Annotated in this window: 10 protein-coding genes; 9 read left to right on the plus strand and 1 reads right to left on the minus strand. The window is 50.3% G+C overall.

Annotation, left to right across the window (positions count from 1 at the left end; all coding sequences use genetic code 11):
* Positions 1–105 precede the first annotated feature (105 nt).
* The 8 genes from Q0323_RS09715 to ttdB all read left to right on the plus strand — a co-directional run bounded on the left by Q0323_RS09715 (position 106) and on the right by ttdB (position 8,941).
* Positions 106–1,773, plus strand: coding sequence for an anaerobic C4-dicarboxylate transporter (locus Q0323_RS09715; RefSeq protein ID WP_298053979.1), 1,668 nt, complete (start codon positions 106–108; stop codon positions 1,771–1,773).
* Positions 1,774–1,982: 209 nt separating this feature from the next.
* Positions 1,983–3,233, plus strand: coding sequence for a nickel-dependent lactate racemase (gene larA, locus Q0323_RS09720; protein ID WP_298053982.1), 1,251 nt, complete (start codon positions 1,983–1,985; stop codon positions 3,231–3,233).
* Positions 3,234–3,235: 2 nt separating this feature from the next.
* Positions 3,236–4,582 carry a nickel pincer cofactor biosynthesis protein LarC gene (larC, locus tag Q0323_RS09725; protein ID WP_298053984.1) on the plus strand — a complete coding sequence of 449 codons (1,347 nt, stop codon included), beginning with the start codon at positions 3,236–3,238 and terminating at the stop codon, positions 4,580–4,582.
* Positions 4,554–5,336, plus strand: coding sequence for an ATP-dependent sacrificial sulfur transferase LarE (larE, locus tag Q0323_RS09730; protein WP_298053987.1), 783 nt, complete (start codon positions 4,554–4,556; stop codon positions 5,334–5,336). Before larC ends, larE begins: the two co-directional genes overlap by 29 nt.
* Positions 5,323–6,069: a nickel pincer cofactor biosynthesis protein LarB gene (gene larB / locus Q0323_RS09735; RefSeq protein ID WP_298054001.1), complete on the plus strand. Its 747-nt coding sequence runs from the start codon at positions 5,323–5,325 to the stop codon at positions 6,067–6,069. The genes larE and larB overlap by 14 nt, the downstream gene beginning before the upstream one ends.
* 30 nt (positions 6,070–6,099) lie before the next feature.
* A complete protein-coding gene (locus Q0323_RS09740; protein ID WP_298053990.1) occupies positions 6,100–7,413 on the plus strand; it encodes a DUF2809 domain-containing protein in 1,314 nt (437 codons plus the stop codon).
* 11 nt (positions 7,414–7,424) lie between these two features.
* The gene (ttdA, locus tag Q0323_RS09745; protein WP_298053992.1) at positions 7,425–8,324 is read left to right on the plus strand and encodes a L(+)-tartrate dehydratase subunit alpha; all 900 of its coding nucleotides are present in this window, start codon (positions 7,425–7,427) and stop codon (positions 8,322–8,324) included.
* Complete coding sequence (ttdB, locus tag Q0323_RS09750; RefSeq protein ID WP_298053994.1) at positions 8,321–8,941, plus strand: L(+)-tartrate dehydratase subunit beta; 621 nt, start codon at positions 8,321–8,323, stop codon at positions 8,939–8,941. Before ttdA ends, ttdB begins: the two co-directional genes overlap by 4 nt.
* Before the next feature lie 301 nt (positions 8,942–9,242).
* On the opposite strand, the gene Q0323_RS09755 is transcribed toward ttdB, so the two are convergent.
* Positions 9,243–10,406, minus strand: coding sequence for a sugar transporter (locus Q0323_RS09755; protein ID WP_298053996.1), 1,164 nt, complete (start codon positions 10,404–10,406; stop codon positions 9,243–9,245).
* A gap of 264 nt (positions 10,407–10,670) precedes the next feature.
* Between Q0323_RS09755 and Q0323_RS09760 the strand changes: the two genes are divergently transcribed.
* Positions 10,671–12,293: a histidine ammonia-lyase gene (locus tag Q0323_RS09760; RefSeq protein ID WP_298053999.1), complete on the plus strand. Its 1,623-nt coding sequence runs from the start codon at positions 10,671–10,673 to the stop codon at positions 12,291–12,293.
* The last annotated feature ends 65 nt before the right edge of the window (positions 12,294–12,358 follow it).

Genomic DNA, 12,358 nt, shown 5'->3' on the forward strand with positions numbered 1-12,358 from the left:
TATTTTGATAGATTTTTACAATTCGTAACGCTCCTTTAATTTTGTTTAAATAAAAAGTTAGTATAATCGCCAAAGTTTGTTTTAAATTTTACTGAAGGAGAAACTATGGAGTTTCTGACAAGTTTGTCTGAAAGCACTCAATTCTTTTTGCAGCTCATTATAGTCTTGGGCTGTTTGTTTTATGGTGCTAAAAAAGGCGGTATGGCGCTGGGAATTCTAGGCGGTATAGGCTTAGTGATCTTAGTGTTTGGATTTAGATTAGAGCCGGGTAAGCCGGCAGTGGACGTTATTTTAACTATCCTCGCAGTTGTCGTAGCAAGTGCAACGCTACAGGCTACGGGAGGGCTTGATGTAATGCTTCAAATAGCGGAGAAATTGCTTCGTAAGCATCCGAAGATGGTTTGTATCATCGCTCCAACTGTTGCGTGGACGCTTACAATCTTATGCGGAACCGGACACACCGTCTATACGCTGCTTCCAATCATCTATGACGTAGCTATTAAAAATGGAATTCGCCCTGAGCGCCCGATGGCTGCTTCTACGATCTCCTCGCAGCTTGCTATCATCGCTAGCCCCGTTTCGGTTGCCGGCGTTTCGATGGTCGCGATCTTACTAGGCCAAGGCGTGCATATCGAGGGCTTTAGCAGCTATTTAGATCTACTTAAGCTAACTATCCCTTCTACTTTTATCGGTATGCTTGCGATCGGAACATGGTCGATTTTTAGAGGTAAAGATCTGGATAAAGATCCGGAATTCCAAGAAAAGATCAAAGACCCAGAGCAGAAAAAATATATCTACGGCGAAAGCACAACCTTGCTAGGTCAAAAGCTTCCTAGGATTAAGTGGATCTGCATGTGGATATTCTTAGCCACTATTGCGCTAGTTGCGGTTTTAGGTTACGAAAAAAGCTTACGCCCTGCGTGGACTAAAAATGTCCCTGGCAAATCCGTAGAGATCATCGTCGATAAAAAAACGGTCAAAAACATCACGATCAAAGATGGTCAGGTTATCTCCATGGTGGATGGCGGTAAGGTCGTCTCAAACGTCAAAGAGTCCAAAGCCAAAGATGCGACGAAATTTAATAGCGTCGAAATTTACGACAAAGATAAAAAGCTTACCCAAAGCATCGTCTCTCAAGACGGAAACGTCGTCATCACGACAGGCGATAAGAGCGAAAGCATCGCAAACGCAAGTATAGTCGTAAAAGATACTATGAAAAAGACCACAAATTTAAATATGGTCTTAACCATTCAAATTTTCATGCTCTTAGCGGCGTCCATCATGATGATTGCTTCGGGTATCAAAGCGGGCAATATCGCTAAAAACGAAATTTTTCATAGCGGTATGATCGCGCTCGTAGCCATTTATGGAATTTCATGGATGGCAGAGACTATGTTTACCGCCCATATCGAGATGCTTAAAGCGTCTCTCGGCGAGGTCGTTAAGGCCTATCCGTGGACCTACATCATCGTCTCTTTGCTCATCAGTAAATTTTTAAATTCCCAAGCCGCGGCTATCGCGACCTTCGTTCCGCTTGCTGTCACTATCGGCATCGATCCGGGTCTAATAATCGCATTTGCACCGGCTTGCTACGGATACTATATCCTGCCTACCTATCCGAGCGATCTTGCGGCGATCCAGTTCGACCGCTCGGGCACCACGCATATCGGAAAATTCGTCATCAACCATAGCTTCATTTTCCCTGGCTTGATCGGCGTTCTTACTGCTTGCGGTGTGGGCTTTGTGCTTGCGCATCTTTACGGCTATTTATAATAGCTATATGCTCGCGAGTTCAACACTCGCGAGCTTTAAATTTCAAATCCCAGCGGCTTTTTAAAATTTTATAAAATTTTGAAATTTTAAATGCTCTAAATTTTTAAATTCTAAAGCTTTCTAAATTCCGTTCATAACCCGCTCTAGGCTAATTCGTTTTAAATAAAATTTACGTTATAATCCCGCCAAATTCCACACAGGAGGCAGATATGCAAATCCCTATCGCATACGGCAAAGATGATCATCTAAGCTTAGAGATAAACGAGAAAAATTTGCTCGGCGTTTTCGATCCAAACCCCGTGGCTAAATTTGACGAAACGGCGCTCATCGCAAAGGCTCTGGCAAATCCGATAAATCAAAAAAGCTTTGACGAGTTTATCGCGGGCGAGCAAAAGATCGTCGTCATCGTAAACGACGGCACGCGCCCGACGCCGACGGCAAAAATTTTAAAGCAAATTTACCCGAAAATCCGCGATAAAAATAAAATTTTCATCATCGCCACCGGCTGCCACAGAGAGGGCACGCAGGAAGAATACGAGATGATCTTCGGCAAAGAAATTGACGCGGAGATCAGAGCCAAAAACGAAGTTCACGATCACGACTCCAAGCACGACGAGATGGTATTTTTAGGCGAGAGCAAAAACGGCACGCAAATGTATCTAAACAAAATCGTAGCAGAAGCCAAAAAGGTAATCGTCATAGGCTCGGTCGAGCCGCACTATTTTGCGGGCTACACGGGCGGCAGAAAGGCCTTTTTGCCGGGCACGGCGTCATACGAGAGCATCACGCAAAATCACAAGCTAGCTCTTAGCGCCGACGCGCAAGCTCTGCGCTTAGAGGGCAATCCCGTGCATGAGGATATGATCGATGCGATGAAGGTGCTAGCGCACATAGACGTTTTTTCGATCCAAACGGTGCTTGATAGCGAGCACGGCGTGTATTACGCAAGCGCGGGCGACTTAAACGACAGCTTTTACGACTGCGTGAAAAAGGCCGACGAGGTTTTTTGCGTAAATATCCCGCGCAAGGCCGATATCGTTATCTCGGTCGCGCCCTATCCGATGGACGTCGATCTCTACCAAGCGCAAAAAGCCCTAGATAACGGCAAACTAGCGCTTGCTCAGGACGGAATTTTAATAATGGTCGCAAAGTGCCGCACTGGTATCGGACCAAAGCCGTTTTTTGATCTGATGGCCTCCGCGGATACGCCTAAAAAGGTGCTCGAAAAGATCAGCGCGGGCTTTAAGCTCGGCTATCATAAGGCCGCTAAAATGGCCGAAATCTCGCTCTGGGCGCAGACCTGGGCGGTAAGCGATCTGAGCGACGATGAGATACGAGCCGTACACCTAAAGCCATACCACGACATCCAAAGGGCCGTGGACGACGCGCTCGCGCAAAAGGGTGCGGACGCAAAAATCATCATCCTGCCGTTTGGCTCGATGACGGTGCCTAAGGCCTAGGCTTGGCTAAAATTTTATATTACGATGCGAGCGCAGGCATTAGCGGCGATATGAATTTGGGCGCGCTGGTGGAGCTCGGCGTGGATTTTGGCTATCTTTGTGCCGAGCTAGATAAACTAAATTTACGCGGCGAATTTTGTCTGGAGCGCAAAAACGCGCTAAAAAACGGCATCGCCGCGACCAAAATCGACGTCGTGCCGCTAAAATCGCAGCCACACGCTAGAAGCTATGCCGATATCAGGCAAATTTTAGAGAGTTCAAATTTAAGCCAGAGCTGCAAGCAAAGAGCGGGCGCGATATTTCGCACGATCGCACAGGCCGAGGCCAAAGTCCACGGCACGGACGTAGAGCGGGTACATTTTCACGAGCTCGGCGCGGTCGATAGCATCGCGGACGTCGCGGGCGCGGCGATCTGCCTCGAATATCTTTTTGAAAAGCTCGGCGTCTCGCGCGTGCTAAGCTCCAAAATCGAGCTTGGCGGCGGCATAGCGATCTGCGATCACGGCGCGCTTAGCGTGCCTGCGCCCGCCGTTTGCGAAATTTTAAAAGGCGTGCCCGTAAGCCTAGGGCGCGCAAATTTTGAGATGACTACGCCCACGGGTGCGGCGATTTTAAAGGCTTGTGCGGACGAGTTTGCGGACGGCGCGAGCTTTAAAATAGAAAAGATCGGCTACGGCGCGGGCGGCAAGGACGCAACGGACTTTGCAAACGTGCTTCGCGCGATGATCTGCGAGGCGGACGAGGATTTATACGAGCGAAATTTAAGCGTGCAGGCTGGCTACGGCGAGGTTTGCAAGCAAATTTTAATCTCCACGAACATCGACGATATGGACGCCGAGAGCTTTGCGCTTGCGTGCGAAATTTTACGCGAAAACGGCGCGCTGGACGTCTTTGGCCGCTCAATCTTTATGAAAAAGGGGCGCATCGGCTTTGAGCTAAACGCGCTGTGCCGCAATCAGGACGCGCAAAATTTAAAAGACCTGATATTTACCCACACCACCGCGATCGGCGTTCGCGAGATAGAGGTTGCTAAAACCGAGCTAAAGCGCGAGTTTGCGCGGGTGCAGACGAAATTCGGCGAGATAGGGCTTAAAATTTCGCGCGGCGAGGCTTGCGAAACGGGCGCGAGCGCGCAACAAAATTTGAACGCGGAGCAAAATTTGAATGCGCAGCAGAATTCGGACGCACGACAAAATTCCGCCGCTTCAAATTCCATCCGAGAAATTTTAAAAATCAAGCCCGAATTTGAGGACTGCAAGGCCGCGGCGCTCGCGCACGGCACGACGATAGAGCTGGTGCGAAAAGAGGCGCTAGAAATCTATGACGAAACTAGAAAAACTAAAGGCTGATCTGCGCAGGCTTGGCGAACTCGCGGTCGCATTTAGCGGCGGCGCGGACAGCTCGCTGTTGCTGCGCGCAGCGCACGACGCTCTGGGCGAGCGCACGATCGGCATAACGATCAGATCGCCCTACATGTCCTCGCGCGAGATCGCCGAAGCCGTGGAATTTGCCCGCATCTACGGCATCAGGCACGAAATTTTAGAGCTAGGCGTCGCGGAGGAGATCAAAGATAACCCCGAAAATCGCTGCTATCTGTGCAAAAAGGTGGTGTTTTCGCGCCTGATCGAGCGCGCCCGTGAGCTTGGCTTTAGCCGCGTCGCAGACGGCACGAACCGCGACGATCTGGGCGAACACCGCCCCGGGCTCAAAGCCAAAGAGGAGCTGGGCGTACTCTCGCCGCTGATAAATTTAACCAAATCAGAGATCCGCGAGCTATCGCGCGAGCTGGGCTTACCCACTGCCGAAAAACCGGGCTACGCGTGCTTGCTAACGCGCCTGCCGCATGGGCGCAAGATCGATGAGAGCGAGCTAAATTTGATCGAAGCTGCGGAAAATCTACTCATCGCAAGCGGCTACGCAAACGTCCGCGCGCGGTGCGACTGCAAAAATATAAAGCTGCAAATGCCCTTTTCTAGCATGCAAAGCTTCCTAAACGACGCAAAATTTAAAAGCGTGGTTAGGCAGCTCGTGACGCTCGGCGCGGCGGAGGTGACGCTCGATCTAAAGGGGCTTAGAGAGGATGTTTTGCATGAGAGAGGATGAAATTTTAGAACTTTTCGCGGGGGTAAAAAGCGGCCGCGTGAGCGAGCAAGAGGCGCTAAAATACCTGAAAAACTACCCCTACGAGGACGTGGGCTGCGCCAAGATCGACACCCAGCGCGCCCTGCGAAACGGCGCGGGCGAGGTGATCTACGGCGAGGGCAAGACGGATGATGAAATTTTACGTATCGCTGGTGCGATCGGCGCGAGAGGGCAAAACATCCTAATCACGCGCACGAACGAGCGGGTTTTTGGGCTGGTGCGCGAGGCGTTGCCGCAGGCGGAGTTTAACGCTCGAGGCCGCGTCATCAGCGTCAAATTTAAAGAGCCTGCGCCCACTCAAAGCTACATCGCGATAGTCTCCGCAGGTACCGCCGACGGCGCGGTCGTGGAGGAGGCGTACGAGACGGCGCGATTTCTAGGCAACGACGTGCGCAAATTTAGCGACGCGGGCGTGGCGGGACTGCACAGGCTGATCGCAAATTTAGAGCAGATACGCGGCGCAAAGGTCGTGATCGCGGTGGCGGGCATGGAGGGCGCGCTAGCTAGCGTGCTAGCAGGCCTCGTGAGCGTGCCGGTGATCGCGGTGCCCACCAGCGTGGGATACGGCGCGAGTTTCGGCGGGCTAGCGGCGCTACTAGCGATGCTAAACAGCTGCGCAAACGGCGTTAGCGTCGTAAATATCGACAACGGCTTCGGCGCAGCATATAACGCGAGCCTGATAAATCATCTCTAAAATTTTAGAAAAAATTTGTAAGGGGCAAAGTTGCGAGAGGATACGAAAAAAGCAATACTTCCGCCTGCGGACGCATCTAGAAGTGAGTATTGTCGGGATACTAGAATGAACTGGGCGATGGCGGGTATTGCTATTTTAGCATTTGAAATTTTTATCGCAATTTACGTCAAAGGCGGCTTCATACGCTACTATCTAGGCGATGTGCTAGCCGCGGCGATGCTTTATGCATTCGGGCGAGCCGCGTTTAGGCTGCCGCCTAAAGCTTTAGCGCTCGCGGTCTTTGTTCTCTCGCTAGTTATCGAAACTGCACAATATTTTAAAGTACTTGAAATTTTAGGCATACAAAATTCCTTGCTACGGATAATTTTTGGCGGAACGTTTGATTGGACGGACATTGCCTGCTACGCGATAGGCTGCGCTTTAGCTTACGCATCTGAAAGTATCATTTATGATAAGGCGCGACTATGGAGGCGTAAAAGGTTGCCTAAAAATTTTAATGAAATTTTGCAAAGCGGCGATGAAGAAAAGATCAAAGCGGTATTTCAAGCCCTCGATATAAATGCGACTGACAAAGACGGCAACACGATACTTCATATGCTACATGCGGACAAAGATATCAAGAAAAAAGACCCAAACTCACCCTATGTGTATATGGGCGCGAATTTAATCGAATGGATCATCATGCAAGGCGGCGACATAAACGCTAAAAATAAAAAGGGCGAGACGCCCCTTAGAAATTTTATGTGGTATGTATATAAAAATTTACAACCGTATCAAAAGTTAATAATCGTAGGCAATCAAGGTTATGCTTCTTCGGTATATGTAGAACAAGTAAATGAAGTCGTTAATATCGATTTTGGAATAATGTATAACTACATATACAATCTTCTACCTAAAAAATCGCAAATTTATATTTGGCGGCGCTTCGGCAAAAAATTAGAATATCTATATGTGCCCGAGTATCCAACGGATATGGAAAAATACGATCCGCAAGAATACAGTAAATTTACCTATGATTTTTGGATGAAATTCTTAAGGCAAAAAGATAGCGTGCAGTATAAAATGATACATGCGGTTACTAATTTATATTGGCATTGGGACTATAACGGGGAATACGGAAGTTGGATTTTATGGGATGACGATTATACCGATGAAGCTGCCGTCGAAATCAAAAAATATTTTAAGCTAGGCAATAGGCTAGATGAGCTAAATGACGACGTGCTTGATAAGATGTTTTATGATCTAAGAAAGAGCTGGCGTGCCGAAGATGTAGGTAAGCTTAGATATCTGTTCGTGCTTTGGTTGCTTAAAAATCCCGAGCCGTTTTTAGAGGACGAAATTTAAAAGGAGAAGCGATGGATAAAGAAAAAGCCGTGCAAAAGATGACCGAGGTCATGGCGAAATTCGTCGGCTACACGGGCAAGGTGCTGCCTGACGATGTGACGGCGAAGCTGCGGGAGCTTAGCGAACGCGAGACGCAGCCGCTAGCGAGAGAGATCTACAAAACGATGTTTGAAAACCAGCGCCTAGCTAAGCAGCTAGACCGTCCGTCCTGTCAGGATACGGGCGTGATCCAGTTTTTCGTGCGCTGCGGAGCGAACTTCCCGCTCATCGGCGAGCTTGAAGAGCTGCTGCGAGAGGCCGTACTGCGAGCAACGCGCGAGGCTCCGCTACGCCACAACAGCGTCGAGACCTTCGACGAGTACAACACCGGCAAAAACGTCGGTAAGGGCACGCCGAGCGTTTTTTGGGAGATCGTGCCGGGTAGCAGCGAGTGCGAGATACACACCTATATGGCGGGCGGCGGCTGTAGTCTGCCCGGCAAGGCGACCGTGCTGATGCCTGGCATGGGCTACGAGGGGGTCGTGAAATTCGTCATGGACATCATGACCAGCTACGGCATAAATGCCTGTCCGCCGCTGCTAGTCGGCGTGGGCGTGGGCACCTCGATCGACGTGGCGTCGCTACTATCTAAAAAAGCGCTGATGAGACCTCTTGGCTCACGCAATCCAAACGACCGAGCCGCGCTAACGGAAAAGCTGCTCGAAGATGGCATCAATAAAATCGGCCTGGGCCCGCAAGGCATGAGCGGCGCAAGCTCGGTCATGGGCGTGCATATCGAAAACTGCGCCCGCCACCCAAGCGTCATCGCCGTCGCCGTAAACGTAGGCTGCTGGTCGCACCGCAAAGGCCATATCGTCTGGGACGAGCAGCTAAGCTTTGCCGTAAAATCGCACAAGGAGTTCGCGCTATGAGTAAGAAAATTTTAACCACGCCGATCAGCGCAGAGGATCTGGCCGACATCAAAATCGGCGACGTCATATACCTCAGCGGACACATCGTCACCTGCCGCGACGTGCCGCACAGACGCGTCGTAGAGGAGGGTCGCGAGCTGCCGCTAGATATCAGAGGCGGTGCGATCCTGCATGCGGGACCGATCATCAGAAAAACGGACGGCGACGGCAAAGAGGGCTTTGAGATGGTCTCTGTGGGGCCGACCACTAGCATGCGGATGGAGAAATTCGAGCGCGAATTTATCGCCAAAACGGGCGTGCGCCTGATAGTGGGCAAAGGTGGCATGGGCGAGGGCACGATGAGCGGCTGTAAGGAGTTTGGCACGATACACTGCGTATTTCCCGCGGGCTGCGCGGTGGTGGCAGCGACGCAGGTCGAGCAGATCGAGAGCGCGGACTGGACGGAGCTTGGGATGCCTGAGACGCTGTGGAAGTGCCGCGTGAAGGAGTTTGGCCCGCTTATCGTCTCTATAGACGCGCACGGAAATAATCTTTTTGAGCAAAACAAGGTCAAATTTAATGAGAAAAAGGACGCGGCGCTAGCTGAAATTTTACCGCAGGTCGGGTTTATAAAGTAGTTAAATTTTGGCGGCTCCCGCTTTAAATTATACGCCTTAAATTTTTACGCCTTGCCGCTAAATTTTAAAATTTATCGCTCTAACGAGGGACAAATTTTAAGAGCTTTGGGCGGATAGCGCGGGTGCGATTGATTAATAAAACAGGTAGCGGGACTAAGCGCGAGATTAAATTTTATCTGCAAAATTTAGCTAATCGCAGGGGTAAATTTTAAAAGCTTAGACCCGCAAAGCCCCCGTTTTAAAGCGCCGGCTAAAAGCGCGCTAATTTCGCCGAAGCTCTTTCGTAAATTTAGCCTATGCGCTATTTTTTTTGCGCGAATTTCACGCTTGCATAGAGGTAGCTTGCAAGCCCTAACGCGCCCAGTATCGCGCCTGCCTCGCCTATGTGTTCAAGCCCGAATCTCGTTGCGATCTGATGCCCTAAAAGCGCTCCGCCGCCGATGCCTACGTTATAAATCGCCGAGTAGATCGATATCGCGACGTCGGTAGCATCCGGAGCTAGCGCCAAAACCCTAATCTGCAAACAAAGCCCGAAGCCGAAAATCCCCACTCCCCAGACGAAAGCTGCAAGCAGCAGCGCTACGTCATTTGCGACAAAAGCTTTTAACGTCAGCACCGAGGCTAGGATAAAAAGGATCGAGCAGATCAAAAAGGCGTTCGCAAATGAACGGTAAAGCTTTGAAAAAAGCACGCTCGCAGCGATTCCCGAAGCGCCGAATGCAAGCAGGACGTAGGTTACGAAGTGATCGCCTGCAGGGTTAAATTTCGCCACGAAGGGCTCGACGTAGCTGTAGGTCGTAAAATGCGCGCCTACGATCAAAAGCGTCAGCAGATACAAAGAAAGCAGCATAGGGCGTCTTGCTAGCATCGGCAAGCTCGCAAGAGAGCCCGCGCGGCGGCTTGGCAAAAACGGTAAAATTTTCCAAAGAAACAGCGCCTCCGCCGCCGCAAGCGCGCCGATCGCAAAAAACGTAATTCTCCAGCCGAAAAGCTCGCCGACCACGCGCCCCAAAGGAAGTCCCAAAACCATGGCTAGCGAGGTGCCCAAAGCCAGCATGCCGATGGCCTGAGAGCCTTTGTTTATCGGCGCTAGGCGCACGACGAGCGATGAGGTGATCGACCAAAAGATCGCGTGCGAAATCGCGATACCGAGTCGCGCGATTACCAAAACGGCAAAATTCCACGCTACCGCCGCCAAGACGTGGCTTAGCGTAAATAGTACGAAAAGTCGCAAAAGCAGCCTCTTGCGCTCGAGCTTTGAGGTTAGCAGCATCAGCGGCAGCGAGAGGATGCTTACCGCCCACGCGTAGATTGTGATGATTAGCCCCGTACTCGTAACATCCATGCTAAAATCCGCCGCGATGTCGCTTAACAGCGCCACGGGGATAAATTCCGTCGTGTTAAAAATAAAGGCGGCAAACGCCAGCGCGATAACTCTCGTGTAAGCGATTTTATGGACGTTCATCAGTTTTCCTTTTGGACTTTTTAAATTTGGCTTTAAATTTTGAGTGCTCGCGGCTTTGCGTATATTCTACTCGGAATTTTAAAATTTTAAAATTCCGCGCCGTGTTTGGTCGCATCCCGCGCTAAATTCCAAACGGAGGATTATAGCTAAATTTAACCCATTTCATACGCGAGCCGTTTTCGCGCTCTAAACTTTAAACAAATAAATTACTTTTTAGAAATTATATTTTTTTAAAATTGCGCAAATTTTATCAGGGAGGAATTGATGAAAAATTTTACAATTTTATCGATCGCAGCGATGTTGGCGCTAAGCTTGAGCGCTTCGGATATTACGCTTGACGGCAAGGGCGTGACGCCGCAAGAGATAGCGCGTATCGCAAACGGCGCCAAGGTCAAGATCGATGATGCCGCGATGCAAAAGGTCAAAAAGGCGCATGAAATTTTACTAAGCGCCGCTAAAGACGGGCAGAAAATCTACGGGCTTACCGTGGGCGTGGGGCTTAATAAAGACCGAAGCTTCGTCGATGCGAAGGGGAATTTGGACGCGGAGGTGATCGAGGCTTCTACGAAATTTAACATCGGGCTCATTCACGCGCACTGCGGCGGCGCCGGTGAGGATATGCCGCTAAAAACGGCTCGCGCGGTGCTTGCGACGAGGCTAAACAACATGCTATTTGCGGGCGCGGGCGTGCAGGAGGAGGTGATAAGCTTATACAAAGAATTTTTAAATCAAGACATCATCCCCGTAATGCCTAGCGTGGGCTCTATGGGCGAAGCGGACATCACGATTTTAGGTCACGTCGGCCTTGCGATGCTCGGAGAGGGCGAGGTGTATTACAAAGGCGAAAAGATGGCTGCCGCGGAAGCGCTGAAAAAAGCGGGGCTCAAGCCGCTCTCGCCGTTTGGCAAAGATAGTCTTTCGATTTTAAGCTCAAACGCCTACTCTGCGGCGCTTGCGAGCCTTGCGCTGGAGGATTTGAAACATGCCGATAAGATGTCTAAGCTCGTCTTTGCCCTTAGCCTTGAAGCGCTAAATGGCAACGTCGCTCCGTTTTCGAGCGAGGCTGCGAGCCTAAGGCCGTTTCCGCAGTTTGAGGCCACCGCAAAGCAGATAAGAGAAATTTTAAAAGACAGCTACCTATGGGATAAGGACGATACTAGAGCGCTGCAAGATCCGCTCAGCTACCGCGACGCGTCGTATTTCTTCGCCGCGATGAGCTCGTCTATACAGAGCCTTGAAAGCTTGATGAAAATCCAGCTCAACTCCTCCGACGATAATCCAGGAATTTTCATCGGTGAGCAGCCTGCGGGCGTGAAATTTCAAGAAAGCAAGCTCTTTACCAAAGGCGGCGCGGTCGTGCCTACGTCAAATTTCGAGCCGTTTTTGTGGGTGATAGAATTTGAAAAAGCGTCCATCGTACTCGCGCACAACTCAAAGGCCTCAGCGCTTCGCACGATCAAGCTATCGGACGATAATTTCACGCATCTAAGCCGCTTTTTAGGCACCGACAAGACCGTGCATGCGTTCGGCGCGATGCAAAAGCCTTTCGTAGCGCTTGCGGGCGAGAACGAGTTTTTGGCAAATCCTGCGTCGCTTGATTACGTCCCCGTAGCGGGCAATATCGAAGACGTCGCGACAAATGCGCCTTTCGTGATGCAGAAATTTTCCAAGCAGATCGAAAATTTCTACTCGATCTTGGGTATGGAGCTCATCCACGCCGCGCAAGCGATCGATCTAAGAATGCAGCAAAACCCGAACCTAAAGCTCTCCGCGCAGACCAAAAAGCTCTACGAGCAGTATAGAAAAGTCGTGAAATTTATGGATACCGACCGACCTTTGACGGGCGATTTTAGAAATTCTGCGAAATTTTTAAAAGAGTATAAGTAGAGGAGGCGATGAGAATTGATCTTAGTAGCCCCGCCGATCTGCGCACTCCTGCGCAGATCGGCGGG

This window comes from uncultured Campylobacter sp. (assembly GCF_938030145.1).
Taxonomy (GTDB): domain Bacteria; phylum Campylobacterota; class Campylobacteria; order Campylobacterales; family Campylobacteraceae; genus Campylobacter_B.

Bases quoted from the DNA above. Each gene is read 5' to 3' on its own strand.
- Q0323_RS09715 (WP_298053979.1), top strand. From the start codon at position 106: ATGGAGTTTCTGACAAGTTTGTCTGAAAGCACTCAATTCTTTTTGCAG.
- larA (WP_298053982.1), top strand. From the start codon at position 1,983: ATGCAAATCCCTATCGCATACGGCAAAGATGATCATCTAAGCTTAGAG.
- larE (WP_298053987.1), top strand. From the start codon at position 4,554: ATGACGAAACTAGAAAAACTAAAGGCTGATCTGCGCAGGCTTGGCGAA.
- larB (WP_298054001.1), top strand. From the start codon at position 5,323: ATGAGAGAGGATGAAATTTTAGAACTTTTCGCGGGGGTAAAAAGCGGC.
- ttdA (WP_298053992.1), top strand. From the start codon at position 7,425: ATGGATAAAGAAAAAGCCGTGCAAAAGATGACCGAGGTCATGGCGAAA.
- ttdB (WP_298053994.1), top strand. From the start codon at position 8,321: ATGAGTAAGAAAATTTTAACCACGCCGATCAGCGCAGAGGATCTGGCC.
- Q0323_RS09755 (WP_298053996.1), bottom strand. From the start codon at position 10,406: ATGAACGTCCATAAAATCGCTTACACGAGAGTTATCGCGCTGGCGTTT.
- Q0323_RS09760 (WP_298053999.1), top strand. From the start codon at position 10,671: ATGAAAAATTTTACAATTTTATCGATCGCAGCGATGTTGGCGCTAAGC.